17 protein-coding genes are annotated in these 20,178 nt (G+C 33.8%); 3 read left to right on the forward strand and 14 right to left on the reverse strand.

Translation table 11 applies throughout. The annotated features are described in order from the left end of the window. Positions 1-173 precede the first annotated feature (173 nt). Complete coding sequence (gene trpS, locus KA828_RS03800) at positions 174-1,163, forward strand: tryptophan--tRNA ligase (protein WP_210125439.1); 990 nt, start codon at positions 174-176, stop codon at positions 1,161-1,163. Between the two features lie 55 nt (positions 1,164-1,218). Here the strand turns inward: trpS and opp4C are convergent, their stop codons facing one another. From opp4C to opp3b, 10 genes are all read right to left on the reverse strand, one after another. Further along, on the reverse strand, positions 1,219-2,127 hold the full coding sequence (gene opp4C / locus KA828_RS03805) for an oligopeptide ABC transporter permease (protein WP_210125447.1): 909 nt from the start codon (positions 2,125-2,127) through the stop codon (positions 1,219-1,221). 24 nt (positions 2,128-2,151) lie between these two features. Next, positions 2,152-3,114 carry an oligopeptide ABC transporter permease gene (gene opp4B / locus KA828_RS03810; protein WP_053029715.1) on the reverse strand — a complete coding sequence of 321 codons (963 nt, stop codon included), beginning with the start codon at positions 3,112-3,114 and terminating at the stop codon, positions 2,152-2,154. Then, positions 3,111-4,085 carry an ABC transporter ATP-binding protein gene (locus tag KA828_RS03815; RefSeq protein WP_210125440.1) on the reverse strand — a complete coding sequence of 325 codons (975 nt, stop codon included), beginning with the start codon at positions 4,083-4,085 and terminating at the stop codon, positions 3,111-3,113. Before KA828_RS03815 ends, opp4B begins: the two co-directional genes overlap by 4 nt. A gap of 13 nt (positions 4,086-4,098) precedes the next feature. Further along, positions 4,099-5,070: an ABC transporter ATP-binding protein gene (locus KA828_RS03820; protein ID WP_193839562.1), complete on the reverse strand. Its 972-nt coding sequence runs from the start codon at positions 5,068-5,070 to the stop codon at positions 4,099-4,101. A gap of 46 nt (positions 5,071-5,116) precedes the next feature. Further along, on the reverse strand, positions 5,117-6,829 hold the full coding sequence (gene opp4A / locus KA828_RS03825) for an oligopeptide ABC transporter substrate-binding protein (RefSeq protein WP_210125441.1): 1,713 nt from the start codon (positions 6,827-6,829) through the stop codon (positions 5,117-5,119). 184 nt (positions 6,830-7,013) lie between these two features. Beyond that, on the reverse strand, positions 7,014-8,684 hold the full coding sequence (locus tag KA828_RS03830; RefSeq protein ID WP_210125442.1) for a peptide ABC transporter substrate-binding protein: 1,671 nt from the start codon (positions 8,682-8,684) through the stop codon (positions 7,014-7,016). A 26-nt stretch (positions 8,685-8,710) separates the two neighbouring features. Continuing rightward, a complete protein-coding gene (locus tag KA828_RS03835) occupies positions 8,711-9,655 on the reverse strand; it encodes an ABC transporter ATP-binding protein (RefSeq protein ID WP_053029727.1) in 945 nt (314 codons plus the stop codon). Beyond that, positions 9,648-10,727, reverse strand: coding sequence for an ABC transporter ATP-binding protein (locus tag KA828_RS03840; protein ID WP_053029729.1), 1,080 nt, complete (start codon positions 10,725-10,727; stop codon positions 9,648-9,650). The genes KA828_RS03835 and KA828_RS03840 overlap by 8 nt, the downstream gene beginning before the upstream one ends. A gap of 17 nt (positions 10,728-10,744) precedes the next feature. Continuing rightward, positions 10,745-11,812: an oligopeptide ABC transporter permease gene (opp3C, locus tag KA828_RS03845; RefSeq protein ID WP_210125443.1), complete on the reverse strand. Its 1,068-nt coding sequence runs from the start codon at positions 11,810-11,812 to the stop codon at positions 10,745-10,747. Next, complete coding sequence (gene opp3b / locus KA828_RS03850) at positions 11,812-12,738, reverse strand: oligopeptide ABC transporter permease (protein WP_053029731.1); 927 nt, start codon at positions 12,736-12,738, stop codon at positions 11,812-11,814. The genes opp3C and opp3b overlap by 1 nt, the downstream gene beginning before the upstream one ends. Before the next feature lie 244 nt (positions 12,739-12,982). Here opp3b and KA828_RS03855 point away from each other — a divergent pair, with 244 nt between their 5' ends. After that, positions 12,983-13,360 carry a DUF3899 domain-containing protein gene (locus KA828_RS03855; RefSeq protein WP_193839566.1) on the forward strand — a complete coding sequence of 126 codons (378 nt, stop codon included), beginning with the start codon at positions 12,983-12,985 and terminating at the stop codon, positions 13,358-13,360. A gap of 77 nt (positions 13,361-13,437) precedes the next feature. Here KA828_RS03855 and fabF read toward each other — a convergent pair whose 3' ends face one another. Further along, complete coding sequence (gene fabF / locus KA828_RS03860) at positions 13,438-14,682, reverse strand: beta-ketoacyl-ACP synthase II (protein ID WP_075109203.1); 1,245 nt, start codon at positions 14,680-14,682, stop codon at positions 13,438-13,440. Positions 14,683-14,695: 13 nt separating this feature from the next. Beyond that, the gene (locus tag KA828_RS03865) at positions 14,696-15,637 is read right to left on the reverse strand and encodes a beta-ketoacyl-ACP synthase III (protein WP_053029738.1); all 942 of its coding nucleotides are present in this window, start codon (positions 15,635-15,637) and stop codon (positions 14,696-14,698) included. Positions 15,638-15,841: 204 nt separating this feature from the next. On the opposite strand from KA828_RS03865, the gene KA828_RS03870 reads away from it, so the two are divergent. Continuing rightward, the gene (locus KA828_RS03870) at positions 15,842-16,042 is read left to right on the forward strand and encodes a YjzD family protein (RefSeq protein WP_053029740.1); all 201 of its coding nucleotides are present in this window, start codon (positions 15,842-15,844) and stop codon (positions 16,040-16,042) included. A 315-nt stretch (positions 16,043-16,357) separates the two neighbouring features. On the opposite strand, the gene KA828_RS03875 is transcribed toward KA828_RS03870, so the two are convergent. Together KA828_RS03875 and clpB are read right to left on the reverse strand one after the other, a co-directional pair. Then, positions 16,358-16,606, reverse strand: coding sequence for an AbrB/MazE/SpoVT family DNA-binding domain-containing protein (locus KA828_RS03875; RefSeq protein WP_210125444.1), 249 nt, complete (start codon positions 16,604-16,606; stop codon positions 16,358-16,360). Positions 16,607-17,176: 570 nt separating this feature from the next. Further along, positions 17,177-19,786 carry an ATP-dependent chaperone ClpB gene (clpB, locus tag KA828_RS03880; RefSeq protein WP_210125445.1) on the reverse strand — a complete coding sequence of 870 codons (2,610 nt, stop codon included), beginning with the start codon at positions 19,784-19,786 and terminating at the stop codon, positions 17,177-17,179. Between the last annotated feature and the right edge of the window lie 392 nt (positions 19,787-20,178).

Raw genomic sequence — 20,178 nt, forward strand, 5'->3', positions numbered from 1 at the left:
TAAAATTAAATGAGAAAATCCTAATTTTTCTGAGAAATCTCAAATTTTCTAAAAACCTAACTTTAAAGGCTTAGAATTAACGTATAACTACATACTAACATAACTTACATTTTAAAGAAATACTGTTATAATTTAAATAATATGAATTAAAACTAAGAAAGTAGGCATCTAATATGGAGACATTATTTTCAGGAATTCAACCTAGTGGCATACCCACAATTGGTAATTATATTGGCGCATTGAAACAATTTGCTGATGTACAAAATGATTACGATTGTTATTTTTGCATTGTTGACCAACATGCGATCACAGTGCCGCAAGATAAAATCAAGTTGCGTAAACAAATACGTCAACTTGCAGCTATTTATTTAGCATCAGGAATCAACCCGGAAAAAGCGACCTTATTTATACAATCTGAAGTACCAGCACACGTACAAGCTGGTTGGATGCTCACAACAATCTCAAGCGTGGGTGAACTTGAACGTATGACTCAATATAAAGATAAAGCTCAAAAGCGAACTGATGGTATTCCAGCTGGGCTGCTAACTTACCCACCATTAATGGCTGCAGATATTGTTATTTACAATACTAACATTGTTCCAGTTGGTGAAGACCAAAAACAACATATGGAATTAACTCGAAACTTAGTTGAACGCTTTAATAGTCGTTATAATGACATTCTAGTTAAGCCAGAAATTCGCATGCCTAAAGTAGGTGGCCGTGTAATGAGTTTACAAGACCCAACTAAGAAAATGAGTAAAAGTGATGACAATCAAAAAAACTTTATTTCATTACTAGATGAACCAAACGTGGCTGCTAAGAAGATTAAAAGTGCTGTAACAGATTCAGATGGCATTATTAAATTTGATCGAGATAACAAACCAGGTATATCAAATTTATTAACAATCTACTCTAGCCTAACAAATGAATCTATTAAAGATTTAGAAGCTAAATATGAAAATGAAGGATATGGAAAATTCAAAACCGACTTATCAGAAATCGTCAAAGATTTCTTAATTGATTTCCAAAAGAAATACGATGAATTTTATCATTCAGACAAATTAGATGAAATACTAGATCATGGTCGTGATAAAGCCCAAAAAGCCTCATTCAAAACATTGAAAAAAATGGAACGCGCTATGGGACTAGGACGTAAACGATAATAATAAAAAAGTGAGATGACTTAACTCATCTCACTTTTTTATTACCTATTTTTAGTTATTTTCTCCCTTTAGGGTTAAATGCATCTTTAAGTCCCTCACCAACAAAGTTAATACTTAGTATTGTAAACATAATCATTAGTGCAGGGGGCATCCATATCCAGGGCTTAGAACTAATAATGTCGCCTTCTTGTGCATCACTTAACATGTTCCCCCATGAAGGAATGGATTTACTAATCCCAAATCCTAAAAAGCTCAAACCAGATTCTACTACAATCATTCCTGCAAAAGTTAACGTAGCTTGCACAATAACTACACTTAAAATATTAGGTAATAAATGCTTTAAAATAATTTTATGTGTGGGCGTACCAATCGATTTCGCAGCTAAGAAATATTCATTTTCTTTTTCTTGCATGACTTTCCCACGTACTAATCTAGCAATACCTCCCCAACTAAGAACGATAATAACTGCTACTAAAATAATCGCTGAGCCGTATGGATTTTTAATTTTATCACCAAGCGCAGCATTTAAAACGATTGCGAAAATTAAAAACGGAAAAAGCATTACAAATTCAGTGACACGCATTAATAGGGTATCAAGTATGCCTCCAAAATAACCTGATATGACACCTATTGCTATCCCAATTACCAGCATACCAATCGTAGAAACTAATCCAATTGTCAACGACATTCTTCCTGCAAATAATAATCTACTGAAATTATCTCTACCTCCGGAGTCGGTTCCTAATATATTTTGAGAAGTCATGTCACCTTTGATATTTAATAAATCTTGCTGATTAATAGGCAACGGTGCTAATAATGGTACAATAATTGATATAATGGCTACTAAAATTAAAAATACTAATGATGCCATAGCAATTTTATTCTTGGCAAATTTGTGTAAGGCAATCTTTGTAGGTGAAGATGCTTTTTTTACAGTTTTTAAGTGATTACGTCGTTTGGTCATCATTTACCTTTACCTCTTCTCATTTTAATTACTACGAATTCTAGGATCGACAAAATTATAAGTTATATCAGATATAAGATTTCCAAATAACCCCAAAAATGAAAAGAATAACGTTAACGCCATCATTAATGGATAATCTTGCCCAGTTACTGATTCTAAAAACAATTTACCAATACCATTAAAAGAAAAAATTGTTTCAGTAATAACCGCACCGCCTAAGATACTTACAATATCAGCTCCTAAAAACGTAATGATTGGAATTAATGAGTTACGTAAAATATGTTTATTATAAATTTTATTCATTGATAAACCTTTTGCTTTAGCAGTTAAAACATAGTCTTTATTAGCATTATCAATAATATCGTTTCTTAAATACTGAATATAACCGGCAGTTGATAATAATCCCAACGTTAAAGCAGGTAAAATCGTATGATAGAGCTTACTCAAATAGTATGCAAAACTTCCTTCTTGAAGATTAATATTGACTGACCCTTGAAAAGGAAATATCGGGAATTGAAATGCAAATAGATAAATTGCAAATACACCCGCAATAAATGAAGGAATAGCCAGCATAACGTAGTTAAAAACTTGAATAGTATAGTCTCCTATTGAATATGCATATCTTCCTGAAACAATTCCTAGAATAAACGATAATATATATGTAATTATTAGAGATACAACACCAAGCAATATTGTATTAGGCAAGCGTTCAATAATTAAATCAAATACTGGTCGCTTATATTTAATAGATTCTCCTAAATGACCATGTGCTACATTTCCAATCCATCTGACATATTGCGTTGGTATAGAATCATTGAGACCTAATTTTTCTCTCTGAGCGGCAATTGCCTCTTGCTTAACATGAGGGTTGTATTGTCCACTAAAAGGATCACCTGGTTGAATTATTGCTAAGCTAAATACCACGATTGATATCAAAAACAATAATGGTATCATTAAAAGAAATCGTTTTAAGATGAGTTTTATCATTTAGCATTCACCCTTTCAGTAAAGAAGCAAGCAACATGATGTTGTGATTTTATTTCTTCTAGTTTCGGTCCTTGCTCGCGACATTTATCTTGTGCAATCGGACATCTAGTGTGGAATGGGCATCCTTTAGGTGGATTACTTGGAGATGGTAATTCTCCCTTCAAAATAATTCTATTTCCCTTAGCCTGATTAAATTGGGGTATAGACGAAATTAAAGCCTTAGTATAAGGGTGTTGTGGATTTTTATATAACTCAGTACTATCTGCGATTTCCACCATATGTCCTAAGTACATAACACCTATCACATCACTAATATGTTTCACTACACTCAAATCATGAGCTATAAATAAATAGCTTAAATTAAATTCTTTTTGTAGATCTTTCATAAGATTTAATACTTGAGACTGAACAGATACATCTAAGGCACTCACAGGTTCATCAGCTACAATAAGTTTTGGTCTAATTGCTAGCGCTCTAGCTATACCTATTCTCTGTCTTTGTCCCCCTGAAAATTGGTGTGCATATTTGTAATACGTATCCTCACTCATCCCTACGCAGTTTAATAAATACATTACTTCATCTTTAAGTTTCTTTTTATCAACTACATGGTAATTTTGTAACGGTTCGCCTATGATATCTCCAACCATTTGCATTGGATTTAACGAAGCATAGGGGTCTTGAAATATCATTTGAAAATTTTTACGCGCTTCTCGTAATTTTTTCCCATTTAATTGCGTAATATCAACATCATTAATTTTAATTTCTCCCGATGTTATATTTTCTAATCGAACGATAGATTTTCCAAGCGTTGACTTACCACATCCTGATTCTCCTACTAAACCAAATGTTTGTCCTTTTTTAATTGTAAAAGAAACATCATCTACTGCTTTAACGTATTGTGTTGGTTTAAAAAGTCCTGATTTAATAGGATAATATGTTTTTAAATTCTGTATTTCTAAGATGTTATCCATTTTTTCTTCCCCTCTATTGGTCTAATAGATGACAGCGTACTTGACTACCATCCCTACTCATAAGTTTTGGTTCTCGTTGGTTACATAATTCCATTCTGACTTCGCATCTATTCGCAAAACGACATTGATTTTTATTAAACTCAGTTATACTGGGTACCATGCCATCAATCACTTCTAAATACTCTACACTTTCATTTAACTTTGGAATTGTACGAAGTAATTTCTTAGTATATGGGTGTTTAGGATGATTTAAAATTTGATGTAGTTCCCCAAATTCAACAATTTGTCCAGCGTACATGACGATGACTTTATCACAAAATTCCGATACGACACTTAAATCATGCGTAACCAGAATAATTGACATGTTATTTTTTTGCTGTAATTTTTTTAGTAATTCAAGAATTTGTGCTTGTATCGTTACATCTAACGCTGTAGTCGGTTCGTCAGCAATTAATAATTTTGGGTTACAAGAAATTGCAATCGCAATCATCACTCTTTGTCGCATCCCACCGGATAATTGATGCGGATAGCTATTTAGTACTTCTTCTACTCGAGCTATCCCTACTTGTTGTAACAATTCTTTAGCCAACACATATGCTTCTTTTTTCGTTTTATGTAAATGTAAAATAATAGGTTCTATTAATTGATTTTTGATTTTAAATACAGGATTCAGTGCCGTCATAGGCTCTTGAAACACCATACCGATATCTTTCCCTCTAATTTTTCGGTATTCACTTTCACTAGCATTTTGTAGCGCTTTACCGTCGAATATCATTTTACCGTGTGTGATTTTAGATATTTTTTCTGGTAAGAGTTTTACAATTGACTTATTTAAGATTGATTTGCCACATCCAGATTCTCCAACAATTCCAAGTGTTTCATTACTTTTTAATTTAAAAGAAATTTGATCAATTGTAGGGTACCAGTTATTGTTGATATTAATAGATGTTTCTAATTCATTTATTTCTAATAAATAACGATTCATGCTTTACTCCAATCAATAAACCTCGACTAAAGTCGAGGTTCATCTTTTATTCTTTAGTTATTTGATATAAATCCTTATCTGAGCCAATTGAGATATCAACATTTCTCACTTTATCATTGACTACTGTAATAGTATCTAATTGAACAATTGGTAATGCTGGAAGAACTTCATTAGTATGTTTTTGCCATTGTAGATAAATATCTTTACGTTTTTTATCATTATTACCAACTTTATTAAAATCTAACGCATCATCTAATAATTTATCTGATGTTTTATCGGTAGTACGCATTTCATTTTGTGGTCTATCCGTATGATATAAATCTGAAGGATCTGGATCAGAACCGCCTGTCCATGTTCTGAAATATACTTCCATATCTTTAGAAGCACTCGCTAAATCATCGTTATATTTACCAAACTCAACCATTTTTACATTCGTTTTTAATCCTACTTTTTCCCAGAAATCTTTAATAGCCGCAGTTCTAGGTTCAAATGTAGGGTTTGAGCCTGAATAATGTTTTAAGTTAATTTCAAAAGGTTTACCGTTAGGATCTTCTCTGAAGCCATCTCCATTTCTATCTTTATATCCTAATTTATCTAACATTTTTTTAGCTTTTTCAGGATCGTAACTATAGTTATTTAAGTCTTTTTGATCGGCTGCAATCCAATGGATAGATGGAACAAAGCTATTTAGTTCTTTACCATAACCTTGATAAAATGCTTTAATCCATTTTTTTCTATCAATTGCATATAACATTGCTTGTCTAAGTTCTTTTTCTTTATATTTAGGACGTTCTGCACCAGTTTTATTCTTCTCTTTATCATAATCATGAGATACAAAACCAATAACAGAATAGTCTGTACCTGGTGTTGATAATACTTTAAGTTTTCCATCTCCAGATTTTTTAGCTTCTTGAGCAATACTACCTGTAGTAGAATCAGTCATATCAATTTCGCCATTTTTCATAGCTTTCACAATTTGTGTTTGATCAATAACTTTTAAATTAATTTTGTCTAAACTTGGTTTACCTTGCCAATAATCATTAAATTTCTCTAATTGAACTGCTTCACCTTGAACAACTTTTGTCACCTTATAAGGTCCAATACCAATTGGATGTTTTCTGATTTTATCTGATTTCGCTAAATCTTTAACTGCTACATCGCTTAAATATTTTTTACTTAATAATGGACCAGCAAAGAAGCCTTCAAGATAGTTTACTTTCTTCTCTTTAAAAGTAACTTCCATAGAATAATCATCTAGTTTTTTCAATCCACTAATCGTGTCCGCTTTGCCTTCATGTTTTTCTTTAGCACCTTCGATGTTTTCAACGATAGGGAAATAACTACCTTCATAATCTTTGTCTGCTAAAACATTTAACGTATAAATCCAGTCATCAATTTTAAACTCATTACCATCTTGCCATTTAATGCCTTTTTTAATTGTAAATTTAATCTTCTTACCTGGATCAATATCTTTCCATGAAGCAATAAATGGTTTAGGTTTCATATTTTTATCTAGTTTAATTAATGATTCATTATAATAAGCTTCGACTGCTGAGTCTGAAGCATCTGAACTCAACACAGATGACAGTGTTCCTGAAGGAGCAGCATTTAAACCTACGTTTAATACTCCACCTTTGTGATTAGATGTTTCTGTTTTTGACATATCCTTTGAATTTTCATCCTGTTTTCCTTTTCCACATGCACTCAATACTAATACTGCTACTAGTAAGAGTATTAAATATTTACCAATGACTTTCACTCACATCAATCCTCCTGTTGATTCTAAGATGTTTTTCTTATTTTACTTCTAAAATAAAAATTAACAAGTTAAATTTTAGAATTTTCAGATAACATTTTAATTATTAACTTTCAATTAATTTAAATTTCCCACAAAAATACAACCTAACTATCTCATTCGTAGCTAGGCTGCATTTTGACACGCTTTATTCATTTTTCTTTTTCTTACCAGTTTCTCTATCAATTGATTTGTCCATATATGCATGTTTTAATGAATAATCTCCACCAATTTGATGATACTCAATACCTTTTAATTGAGGATTTCTTAATGAAGCAGCACCCTTTTGATAAATTGGTGCTACAGGTGCATCATTTAAGAAAATTTCCTCAGCTTGGCGCATAGCAGCAAATCTCTCGTTTGGTTTTTGTAGTAAACTACCGTTCGCTTTTTTTAATAAGTTGTCATATTCTTTACTACTCCAACCAGTGTTGTTTTGAGCGTTTCCTGTTGTCATCGTATCTAAGAAAGTAATTGGATCAGGATAATCTGGTCCCCAACCTGATAACGACATTGAGTAATTCATCGTCAATTCAGCTTGAACTCTTTGTTTAAAAGGTAATTGCTTAACTTTTACTGTTACTCCTGGTAGATTATTTTCAATTTGAGATTTAATAAATTCCGCAGAAATTTTAGAATCTGGTGTATCTTCAGTATTTAATGTGAAGGTAAATTCATCTTTACCTAGTGCTTTCTTCGCTTTTTCTAAATGTTCTTTTGCTTTTTTAGGATCGTACTTTAGTGGTGAATTTACAGTATCAGCATAATCTTTGCCATCTGGTGTTTTAGCTGTTCCACGTGCAGTAAAGCCATCAAACGGTTTTGCACCTGTACCAAGCACTTCATTAACATAGTCCTTTTTATTAATTGCTTGAGCAATCGCATATCTCATGTCTTTATTTTTAAATTCTGGTTGTTCTTTCTGGTTTAGTTTCAAAAAGAATGTAGATGCTAATAAACGTTTGAATAACGCTGGACTATCTTTATACTTGTCTACTTGTTCAGAAGTTATACCTGCGACATCAACAGAACCTGTATCGTATAATGAGGCACCAGCTTGTGTATCTTTCAATATTTTATAGTTGACTCTATCCAATTTAACATGGTTTTTATCCCAATAATCATTATTTTTAGTTAACATGATTTTATCTTCTACAGCCCACTTATCAATTTTAAAAGGACCATTATAAACAGTTTTATCAGCAGTAGTACCATAAGATTTACCATATTTTTTTACTACTTTTTCATTTTGTGGCATAAACGTACCAAAAGCTAACATTTGTTGAAAATAAGGAATTGGCTTTGTTAACTCAACTTGTAATGTGTAATCATCTAATGCTTTTACTCCTAAATCTTTAGGTTTTTTACCATTTTTATTTAAATTAATATCTTCTGCATTTTTCAAATCGTACATTATGTATGCATATTCTGATGCAGTTTTTGGATCAACAGCTTTACGCCATGCAAATACAAAATCATGTGCCGTTACCGGGTCCCCATTAGACCATTTTGCATCTTTACGTAATTTAATTGTCCACGTTTTTCCACCATTTGACTTTTTAGGTTGTCCTTTTGCGACACCTGGTACAGCTTCATCTTTACCATTAAGTGAATATAACCCTTCGAATACTTGATTGTAGATCGTAAATGAAACTGTATCTGTAGCTAGCGTTGAATCAAGTGTATTTATATCTGAAGAAGTGGCAACTCGATATGTTTGCCCACTATCATCATATAATCCACCACCTTTACCACATGCACTTAATAGTAAAGTAGTTACAATTAAACCTAAAATCACTTTAAAGTTAATTTTTCTCATAACAATTTCATCCTCCTTCCCCAGTATTAAACGCTTTGCGTTAGATGCTGTTCTTTTAATTGAGCCGCTTCTTCATCAGTAACAAAGACAAAATGACCAGGTCTAATTTCTTGAAGGCTTCGCTCACTATTTTTAGATTCATCATCTTTGTATGCTACACGTTTACGTGTTCTTTCACTATCTGGGTCGGGTTGTGGAATCGCTGATAACAATGATTTAGTGTATTCATGTAATGGATGATAGTATATTTCATCGGCAGAACCCAACTCTACAATTTTCCCAAAATGCATCACTGCGATACGATCTGAAATATATTTAACCATAGATAAGTCATGTGCAATAAATAAGAAAGTAATACCTCGTTCTCGTTGTAGTTTCAACATTAAGTTAACAACTTGCGCTTGAATCGATACATCTAGCGCTGAAATTGGTTCATCCGCAATGATAAATTCTGGTTCAACGGCCAACGCACGTGCAATGCCAATACGCTGTCTTTGTCCACCTGAGAATTCATGAGGATACCTGTTTGCGTGCTCTTTACTTAAACCTACTGTTTCAAGTAAATCATACACACGTCGTTTACGATCTTTTTTACCACTAGCTAATTTATGAATATCAATGCCTTCAGCAACGATATCCATTACCTTTAACCTAGGATTAAGAGATGCGTATGGATCTTGAAATATCATTTGAATTTTTTTATTGAATTTCAATAAATCTTTACGTTTAGAAATTTTCTGAATATCTTGACCTTCATATAAAATTTCTCCACTAGTGATGTCATTTAATTTAATAATTGCCTTTCCTGTTGTTGATTTACCACATCCTGACTCTCCAACTAACCCTAGTGTTTCCCCTTTATAAATGTCAAAAGAGATGTCCTCTATGGCTCTTACTTCATTTCGTTTACCTTCATTAAAATATTGTTTTAAATTTTTAATTTCTAATAATATTTCATTATTCTTATCCATCGAACGACACCCTTTCTACTTGACGTGGTTTGTCGTAATTATTAGGCATTTGGCGCTGTCTCTTCATCACCATTTCTGGTGGTGCTACTTTAGGCGCTCTTTCATCTAATAACCAAGATTTAACAAAATGAGTTGGTGATACTTTAAACCATGGTGGTTCTTGTTTGAAATCAATATCTAAAGCGTATTGACTTCGTCGAGCAAATGCATCCCCTTTAGGTGGATGTAGTAAATCAGGAGGTGTCCCTGGAATTGCAATTAATTCTGTATCATTGCTCGTAGTTAAATCAGGCATAGATGATAGTAATCCCCAAGTATATGGATGCTTTGGATCATAGAAGATTTCATCTACATCCCCCGTTTCCACCATTTGTCCGCCATACATGACAGCAACCCTATCTGCAATATTTGCTACAACACCTAAATCATGTGTTATGAATATAATTGAAGTATCAATTTTTTGTTGCAATTCTTTCATTAAGTCTAATATCTGTGCTTGCATAGTAACGTCTAAGGCAGTTGTTGGTTCATCAGCGATTAATATTTTCGGTTCACAAGCCAAAGCTGTTGCGATAACAATCCTTTGTCTTTGCCCACCAGAGAATTGATGTGGATACGCTTTGAAACGTTTTTCTGCATTAGGTAATCCTACTAAATTCAATATTTCTAGCGCACGTTTTTTAGCGTCCGCCTTATTATAATTTTTATGCTTGATAAGTGGTTCCATAACTTGCTTACCAATTTGCATCGTTGGATTAAGCGATGTCATTGGATCTTGGAATATCATTGAAATGTCTTTACCACGTAATTTAATAAGCTCATTTTCAGATTTGACGGCCAAATCTTCGCCCAAGAAATCAATTTTCCCTTTTTTTATTCTTCCAACATCCCCTTGGAATAATTTAGTGATTGCTTTTGTCGTTACGGATTTACCCGAACCAGACTCGCCTACTATTGCTAACGTTTCTCCTTTGTTCAAATAAAAATCTACGCCTCTAACTGCCTGCACTTCCCCTGCCGTAATGTCAAAGGAAACATGCAAGTCGTTTACTTCTAAAACTCTTTCTGACATACCCTTTGCCTCCTTTTTTATTTACGCATCTTAGGGTCAAATGCATCGCGTAAACCATCGCTAAATAAGTAAAAGAATAAGATGAGCAAACTTAATACTGTTGCAGGAATAAATAATTCATGTGGATGAATTAATAACATAGCACGTCCATCATTAACTAATGAACCAAGTGATGTTTGTGGTGCTGGTACACCGATCCCAATGAAGCTTAAGAATGCTTCAAAGAATATGGCACTTGGCACTGTGAACATTGAAGTTACAACAATTGCGCCTAACGTATTTGGTAAAATATGTTTAAAAATTAAGTTGAATTTTGATGCACCTAATGTTCTTGATGCCATCACAAATTCTTGATTTTTTAACTTTAAGAATTCCCCACGAACTACCCTACTCATTCCTAACCATCCGGTAATCGACATGGCTAAGATAATTGTCCATATAGACGGTTCAAATATGAGTACAAATAAAATTACGACAATTAAGTTAGGAATAGATGCAATAATTTCTAGAATACGTTGCATGATATTATCTACCCGTCCTCCGAAGAAACCGGATATTGCACCATATACAACACCAATAAAAATGTCCAGTACTGCAGCTACTACACCGATAAATAATGAAATTTGAGCACCTGTCCATGTACGTGTCCATAAATCTCTACCTAATTGATCAGTACCAAACCAGAAATTTTCTTTAACGCCTGCATCTTTATATGCGTTTGTTCCATCTGCGCCTGTTCCGTCAAATGGAAGGAAAGGTACCTGATCTAATACTGGAATCTTAGCAGGTAAATTTCGTCTTGAGACATCTTGTTCGGCATAATCATGATCACTTAATAAAGGACCAATAAAAGCCATAATAACAATTAAAACCAATCCGATTAATCCTACAATAGCCAATTTATTTCTTTTTAGTTGGGTCCAGGCATCTTGCCAGAAGTTTTTACTTTCTCTTTGCATTTCTGGTTCTCTATTTAAATCAAGCTCTCTCATTACGAAATCAGAAGCTGCAATGCCTTCAGAGGTATGTGTCATAGCCGCATTTGAATGATCATCAAATGGCTTTTCAAATTTATCATTTGCCATTACTTTTTACCTCCTTGTACACGAATTCTTGGGTCAATGATTCCGTATAAAATATCTACGATAAAGATTGAAACAATAAATAAAGTACTGAATAAAATCGTTGTAGCCATAATAACTGAGAAGTCATTTGTCGTAATCGATCTTACGAATTGGTCCCCTAATCCCGGAACACCAAATATATTTTCAATGGTTAACGTACCTGTTAGAATTCCTGCTAACATCGGTACTATGATGGTAATAATTGGTATGAGTGCATTTCTTAATGCATGCCCAAATAGCACACGCAAAGAAGAATTCCCTTTTGCTCTTGCTAATAATATGTAATCCGAACTTAAAACTTCTATCATTTCAGCTCGTATGTATCTTGCTACTGTTGCCATAACCCCTGCAGATAGTGCAAGTGAAGGTAATACAGCTGTAGCAATTCCTTCCCAACCAGCAACAGGGAACCATCTTAATCTCACTGCAAAAACATATTGAAGAAGTACGGCTAAAACGAACGATGGTACGGATACAGCGATAACTGAAATCACAGTAGTTGTATAGTCTACCCATGTATTTTGCTTAGTTGCAGCTGCAATACCAAGGATTAGACCTAAAATTATACCTATAATCATAGCGATAATACCCATTTCCATTGATGGAATCAATCTCGGTCTAATTAACTCCCATACCGGTTGATTATGATACTGGAATGAATAACCAAAGTCCCCTGTTACAACGTTCTTTAAATAATGAAGATATTGAACGGCAACCGGATCATTTAATCCATATTTTTCATTAAGAATAGCCTTTTGTTCAGCACTTAATTTTGCATCATTAAACGGTGAACCTGGCATCATTTTCATTAAGAAAAATGTAATCGTAATAATAATAAACAGCGACAAAAACATGTACCCCAATCGTTTTAAAACATATCGCGTCATTACTCCGCCCCCTTTTAAATTTTCAAAATTAACATTCCCTTCAAAATTTTCAGAAATATTTAGTAATATTATATATACAATTTTCATACAATTGCAATATAATTTTCACAATATTTAAAAATTGAATTGTAAAATAAATGTTCTTTTTACTGTTTTGATATTATAATCTTATGTTTTAGATTTAAGATATTATTCTTTATACGAATACGTTAAACTAGTATTAACTTCATCAGGGGGTATACAAATGAAACATAAAAAAAGTTGGGGGCTCTGGTTGTTAAGTACTCCTATGATTACATTGATAATTTGGTTAATCTTTTCTAACCATTCCTTTATTTCATACATAAATACATTATTTTATCTATCACTTATAGTCTTTATACTCGTTTTCATTATTTTATTAGTTCAAGAAGGCATTTTCGATGCTACAAGTTATGGTTTTCGACGTATTCGTTATCAAATGTCTCCACGTGCAAAGAAAAAGACAATGGAACATGATGCGTTTTTTAATCCTTCACAAGTCAAAAAAGAGGTTTATTTTATATCATCATGGATTTTTCCTGCGCTAATCATCAATAGCTTATACTTTGTATTAACAATCATCATTTCCATTTTTTATTGATAAAAAGGTAAAAAAATAGCGAGGGTGGGACAGAATTCTTTTTAAATTCGTCGTCCCAGCCTCGCTATTTTATGTTATTAATCTTCAAATTTTTTAAATACTAATACTGCGTTGTGACCACCAAAGCCAAGGCTATTACTCATTGCATAAGTAATTTCTAAATCTTGTGCTTCATTTGGAACAATATCAAGATCACATTCAGGATCTGGTGTATTGGCATGAATCGTTGGTGCAACTTTAGAATCACGAATTGATAATGCTGAGAAGATAGCCTCTAAACCACCTGTGGCACCTAATAAGTGACCAGTCATTGATTTAGTTGAGCTAACTTTTAAATGATTAGCGGCTTCTCCAAATGTATTCTTGATTGCTCTAATTTCATACATATCACCAACAGGCGTACTCGTACCATGTGCATTTAGATACTGAACATCTTTTGCTTCAATACCAGCATCATCAAGTGCTGCTTGCATTGCGCGTGAGCCACCTTCGCCTTCAGGTGCTGGAGCTGTAATGTGATAAGCATCACCTGTTGAACCATAACCAACAATTTCAGCATAGATTTGAGCACCACGCGCTTGAGCAGATTCTAATGATTCAAGCACTAAAATTCCGGCACCTTCACCCATTACGAAACCATCGCGGCCTTCTTGGAATGGACGACAAGCTGTTTCTTTATCATCATTCGTAGATAATGCTCTACTAGCACTGAATCCTGCAAGTGCCATATGCGTAATCGGCGCTTCTGTACCACCTGTAATCATCGCATCTGCATCGCCACGTTGAATGATTTTAAAAGCTTCACCAATAGAGTTAGTGCCTGTTGCACATGCTGTAACTGTAGAACCATTTGGTCCTTTTGCACCTAAATCAATCGATACCTGACCAGTTGCCATATCAGGAATTAACATTGGTACGAAGAATGGACTTACACGTCTAGGCCCTTTCTTTTGAAGCGTCGTATGCGCTGTTTCAAACGTTTCCATACCACCAATGCCTGAACCGATCCATACACCAATGCGATTAGCAGTTTCTTCATTGATATCTAGCTTAGCATCTTCAACTGCTTGACGTGCTGCAACTACCGCATATTGAGTGAAACGGTCCATACGGCGTGCGTCTTTCTTTTCGATATGATCTTCAATATTAAAATCTTTAAGTTCACCTGCTAAATGAACATTATAATCTTCTGTATCTACTCTAGTAATTGTATCGATACCATTAACACCTTTTAAGGCATTTTCCCAACTTGTTTGGGCGTCATTGCCAATAGGTGATAATGCACCCATACCAGTAATTACAACTCGTTTATTCTCAGTCATACATTAAATCCTCCTATTTACCCCATTTGATAACCATAGCGCCCCATGTTAGGCCACCACCAAAACCTACTAACACGAGTGTGTCATCATCTTTAATTCTTCCATTCTCTAATTCTTGTGAAATACTTAATGGTATTGAGGCAGCAGATGTGTTACCAAAGCGATTAACAGATACACTCATCTTTTCTCTCTCTATACCAAGTCTTTCTCGTGCTGATTCCATAATTCTAATGTTTGCTTGGTGAGGAATAAACATATCAATATCATCAGATTTTAGTCCTGCCTTGTCAACAACACGCGTTGAGGCTTCACCCATAATTCTTACAGCAAACTTAAAGACTTCTCGTCCGTTCATAACTAGTTTACCAGTATCTTTATTTAAGTATAAGTATTTTCCACCGGTACCGTCAGATCCCATTTCATAGCTAATGATACCTCGGCCTTCTGAAACCTCACCAATAACTACTGCACCAGCACCATCACCGAATAAAACGGCTGTTGAACGGTCTGTTAAATCTGTTATCTTAGATAATTTATCTGCACCGACTACAAGTATATTTTTATAGTCGCCTGATTGAACATATTGTTTTGCCGTTATCATTGAATACATGAATCCAGAACAAGCTGCTAATTGATCCATAGTAGGTACTTTACGCGTACCTAATTTTTCTTGTAACATATTGGCAACTGATGGAAATGGCATATCTCCAGTAGCACTTGCCACAATAATCATATCTATATCAGCTGGTGTGAGTCCTGCATCTTCAATCGCTTTTTTACTAGCTTCAAATGCTAAATCAGATGTATCTTGCTCTTCACTTGCCCAACGTCTTTCTTTAATACCAGTCATTTTAGAAATCCATTCATCTGAAGTTTCTAAAAAACTTTCGAAATAAGCGTTATCAACGACTCTCTCTGGTGCATATGCACCAAATCCTTTTATACCTACGTTCATGAACGTACACCTTCTTACTTCAATTTTTAATACCAGGTATTAATTTAACACACTTTTTTATCTCTACTCAAGTAGTTACCCTTTCAAGATGATGATTTTCTACTAAATAAAAAAGTACAAAGTATAATCAGTTATTTGCTATCTCTATACAAAACGACTACTTTACATTAAAATGGAAGTATATAAATTATGGAGGTCATCGGTATGAAATACCTCGTAACTTTTATTTGGGCAGTCATCCTATTACAAATGGTTAACTTTGTATTGAATAGTTTAAATGGCGGTGGATCATTAAACTTTATTACGCCATTAATTCTAGCAGTTGTCTTTACAATTGTTATTGCTATTTTAGGTGCAATGATAAAACCAGATGACTTTACCCGCCAAGGTAACAGACATATTTAATAACATAGCATGTTTATTAAAGAAACAAATGCGATAAGTGAAACAAGTACACTGTTTCATTTATCGCTTTTTTAATTTGATAATAAAGCACCTAAACTACTTATGGATGCCCTTCAGCCCCCATCAATAATGCTAATCTGGTTTTCACCACTATGTCTGAAAAGTAACGTTGCTTTCTACTTGTAATAGTCATTACCCAAATTATCCCAGTATAATGATTAATATAAATATTACTTATACTTAAACAGATCCTATACCTTACCTTTTCCAATTCCATTTACAGGGTTAAAATCAATCTTTATTATTCAAACTGACTTACCACTTTTCTTTACCTACATCTTGTCCATAATCTATTTCCTCTTCACTATATATACCGCCATTTTTATAATAATTATGAACTTGTTCTTTTATTGATAGTTCCTTTTTAGAAAATACAACCTTTCCATCATTAGTGACATATACGGTTAAATCATCACCAATCTCCAAATCAGCTTGCTTTAAAATTTGTTTATTTAAACTAATTGCTTGACTATTACCATTTTTAAACACTTTTGCGGAATTCATTTTAGATTGCCCTTTTCTTTTTGCTTAATATTATATATAAAATGTACTTACTTAAGCATATGTTTTGTTATCTTACATATTGTTTCTCAAATAGTGTGGGTGAGACGCCCCTAGGAATAGCATCAGCTTAAGACAAGACTCTAATCAAAAAGCAATTCATCACAACCTACAAGACTTTGAAAAAGGCTTCTAAAGTGATGAATTGCTTACCCTTTCTAACCATTGGCTTAAGCCATGCCTAGGGCAAGCGAACCCAACACTATACAGAAACGCATATGACATCAAAAATATAGTTTATTAAATTGAGATGTCTGTATCTCAAATAGTGTGGGTGAGACGCCTCTAGGAATAGCATCAGCTTAAGACAAGACTCTAATCAAAAAGCAATTCATCACAACCTACAAGACTTTGGAAAAGGCTTCTAAAGTGATGAATTGCTTACCCTAACTAACCATTGGCTTAAGCCATGCCTAGGGCAAGCGAACCCAACACTATATAGAAACACACTAAACTTCACAAAAAAACCTAGAAAGTGCGCATCACACTCTCTAGGTTTCCCATAATCATTCATTATTCATTTTCAGGTTTTTGTACATCGAAAGTTAACGCATCGTTGCCATCTAAATCTACTTTAATTAAAGTACCCTCTGGCATACTTTCTTTAATCATCATACGTGCTAATGGTGTTTCAATTTGACGTTGTACAAAACGTTTCAATGGTCTTGCACCAAATTGTGGTTCATAAGCTTCTTCACCCAACCATTTTTTCGCGTCATCAGAAACTTCAATAGAAAGTCGTTGATCCATTAAACGAATATTTAATTGAGTTAAAATTTTATCAACAATCATACTCATATCGTTAACAGATAATGGTTTGAATAATACAATATCATCCATACGGTTTAAGATTTCAGGTTTAAAGAAAGCATGTAAGCTATCCATTACAGCTTTTTCAGTGTCTTCAGTAATTTCACCTGTATCTTTGACATTCTCAAGTAATACTTGAGAACCGATGTTACTAGTCATAATGATAATTGTGTTTTTAAAGTCAACACTACGTCCCTTAGAATCAGTTAAACGACCTTCATCTAAGATTTGAAGTAACACGTTGAATACATCACTATGTGCTTTTTCAACTTCATCAAGCAAGATTACTGAGTATGGGTTACGTCTAACCGCTTCAGTTAATTGACCACCTTCATCATGACCAACATAGCCTGGAGGAGCACCAATTAATCTAGAAACAGAGTGTTTCTCCATATACTCACTCATATCAATTCGAATCATATGTTTTTCAGAATCGAATAATGATGCAGCTAATGATTTAGCCAATTCAGTTTTACCTACACCAGTTGGTCCTAAGAATAAGAAACTACCAATTGGTCTATTAGGGTCTTTAATACCTGCACGTGCTCTTACAACAGCATCAGATACCAAGTCTACCGCTTTATCTTGACCTACCACACGTTCGTGTAAAATATCACTTAAACTTAATAATTTTTCTCTTTCTGTTTCAACTAATTTAGAAACTGGAATACCAGTCCATTGACTCACAATGTCGCCAATTTCTTCGTCAGAAACGACTTCACGAATCATGCGTTCAGTATCACCTTGTTCATCTTGGTATGCTTCTTCAAATGCTTTTAACTCTTTTTCTAATTGAGGAATGGTACCATATTGTAATTCAGCTGCTTTTTCAAGATCGCCTTTAGTTTGTGCATCTTCTAAAGCTTGACGACTACGGTCTAATTCAGCACGTTTTTCTTGTACTTTTGCGATTTTTTCTTTTTCTTGTTCAACACGAGATTGTAATGATGCTTGTTTTTCTTTTTCATTTGAAAGTTCTTCTTGTAGTTCTTCTAAACGATGTTTACTAGCATTATCAGATTCATTTTTTAATGCACTTTCTTCAATTTCTAATTGCATGACACGACGGTTCACTTGATCTAATTCAGTTGGGTTTGAACCCATTTCAGTACGAATTGTGGCACAAGCTTGGTCGACTAAGTCGATGGCTTTGTCAGGTAAGAATCTATCAGTAATGTAGCGATCTGATAATTCAGCTGCTGCTACTAAAGCACGGTCTTGAATGCGTACACCGTGATATACTTCGTAACGTTCTTTCAAACCACGTAAGATTGAAATTGTGTCTTCTACGTCTGGTTCACTTACGCCTACTTTTTGGAAACGACGTTCTAATGCAGAGTCTTTTTCAATATATTCTCTGTATTCATTTAAAGTAGTAGCACCGATACAATGTAACTCACCACGTGCTAACATCGGTTTCAACATATTGCCGGCATCCATTGCACCGTCTGTTTTACCTGCGCCAACTAACATGTGAATTTCGTCGATGAATAAGATGATTCGTCCATCAGACTCTTTCACTTCTTTAAGCACTGCTTTAAGACGTTCTTCGAATTCACCTCTAAATTTCGCACCCGCAACTAAGGCACTTAAGTCTAATTCGAAAATTGTTTTATCTAATAATGATTCAGGTACGTCTTTACGTACAATACGTTGTGCCAAGCCTTCAACAATCGCTGTTTTACCTACACCTGGTTCACCAATTAAGACTGGGTTATTTTTCGTTTTACGACTTAAAATTCGAATGGTATTACGAATTTCTTCATCTCTACCAATAACAGGGTCCATTTTACCTTGGCGTACCTCTTCAACTAAGTCACGACCATATTTCTCTAAAGCTTCATAATTTACTTCTGGATTTTGTGAAGTCACATGATTTCCCCCTCTAACTTTAGTTATAATTTCTTTTACAACTTCTTCTTTATTTCCAACAATCTGTTTTGTTGTGTCATCGATATCCATCGCAGCACGTAGGACGTGTTCCATTGAGATATAGTCATCTTCGTATTCTTTCATGTATGATTCAGCTTTATTTAATAATTCATTCGATTTTGAACCAATATATTGTCCGTATTGAATATTATCTCCTTGTACTGAGGGATATTTTTTTAATTTTTCGTTATATGCTTGATTTAATTTATCTGTATCGATATTTGCGCGTTCTAATATACTTTTAAATAAACTATCAGTTTCTTCTAAAGTTCCTTTTAAAATTGCTTCGATTTCAATGTTTTGTAATTCGTTTTCTTTACTTAATTCAATGGCTTTTTGTAATGCACCTTGAATTGCATATGTCATTTGATTAATATCCAAATTTTTCACCCCTATTGATTTGATAAGAGCAAGGCCAAGTACTTCTTCGTTTTTGACTTTGACTTTCTTTGACCTTAATTATATTATAGACCCTCTTAAATAATTAATCAACAGTTATACTCAACTTTTTTATTTTACTAAAATAGCTTGTACATGCATGTTTGACGCGCTTAATAAAGCGCTTTTATGCTATGTTTTATCACAGTTCCTTCTAGTATAAACATCAAATAATCGTCAAACTAAATAAGAGACTGAAACGGAATTCTTATCGAATTTAGGCTCTATAATAAAATGGACTGATGACAAAATTCATCAGTCCAATTTTTATGTTTTTAATACAAAAATGGCGCAATCACCTCTATAATTATTAGTTACCACAACAAATAAAAAAT

Source organism: Staphylococcus sp. GDY8P85P (genome assembly GCF_017892405.1).
Classification (GTDB): Bacteria; Bacillota; Bacilli; order Staphylococcales; family Staphylococcaceae; genus Staphylococcus; species Staphylococcus borealis.

What these genes read in the sequence shown, in the direction of transcription:
- trpS (WP_210125439.1), top strand. Translation starts at nt 174, where the DNA reads ATGGAGACATTATTTTCAGGAATTCAACCTAGTGGCATACCCACAATT.
- opp4C (WP_210125447.1), bottom strand. Translation starts at nt 2,127, where the DNA reads ATGACCAAACGACGTAATCACTTAAAAACTGTAAAAAAAGCATCTTCA.
- opp4B (WP_053029715.1), bottom strand. Translation starts at nt 3,114, where the DNA reads ATGATAAAACTCATCTTAAAACGATTTCTTTTAATGATACCATTATTG.
- KA828_RS03815 (WP_210125440.1), bottom strand. Translation starts at nt 4,085, where the DNA reads ATGGATAACATCTTAGAAATACAGAATTTAAAAACATATTATCCTATT.
- KA828_RS03820 (WP_193839562.1), bottom strand. Translation starts at nt 5,070, where the DNA reads ATGAATCGTTATTTATTAGAAATAAATGAATTAGAAACATCTATTAAT.
- KA828_RS03830 (WP_210125442.1), bottom strand. Translation starts at nt 8,684, where the DNA reads ATGAGAAAAATTAACTTTAAAGTGATTTTAGGTTTAATTGTAACTACT.
- KA828_RS03835 (WP_053029727.1), bottom strand. Translation starts at nt 9,655, where the DNA reads ATGGATAAGAATAATGAAATATTATTAGAAATTAAAAATTTAAAACAA.
- KA828_RS03840 (WP_053029729.1), bottom strand. Translation starts at nt 10,727, where the DNA reads ATGTCAGAAAGAGTTTTAGAAGTAAACGACTTGCATGTTTCCTTTGAC.
- opp3C (WP_210125443.1), bottom strand. Translation starts at nt 11,812, where the DNA reads ATGGCAAATGATAAATTTGAAAAGCCATTTGATGATCATTCAAATGCG.
- opp3b (WP_053029731.1), bottom strand. Translation starts at nt 12,738, where the DNA reads ATGACGCGATATGTTTTAAAACGATTGGGGTACATGTTTTTGTCGCTG.
- KA828_RS03855 (WP_193839566.1), top strand. Translation starts at nt 12,983, where the DNA reads ATGAAACATAAAAAAAGTTGGGGGCTCTGGTTGTTAAGTACTCCTATG.
- fabF (WP_075109203.1), bottom strand. Translation starts at nt 14,682, where the DNA reads ATGACTGAGAATAAACGAGTTGTAATTACTGGTATGGGTGCATTATCA.
- KA828_RS03865 (WP_053029738.1), bottom strand. Translation starts at nt 15,637, where the DNA reads ATGAACGTAGGTATAAAAGGATTTGGTGCATATGCACCAGAGAGAGTC.
- KA828_RS03870 (WP_053029740.1), top strand. Translation starts at nt 15,842, where the DNA reads ATGAAATACCTCGTAACTTTTATTTGGGCAGTCATCCTATTACAAATG.
- KA828_RS03875 (WP_210125444.1), bottom strand. Translation starts at nt 16,606, where the DNA reads ATGAATTCCGCAAAAGTGTTTAAAAATGGTAATAGTCAAGCAATTAGT.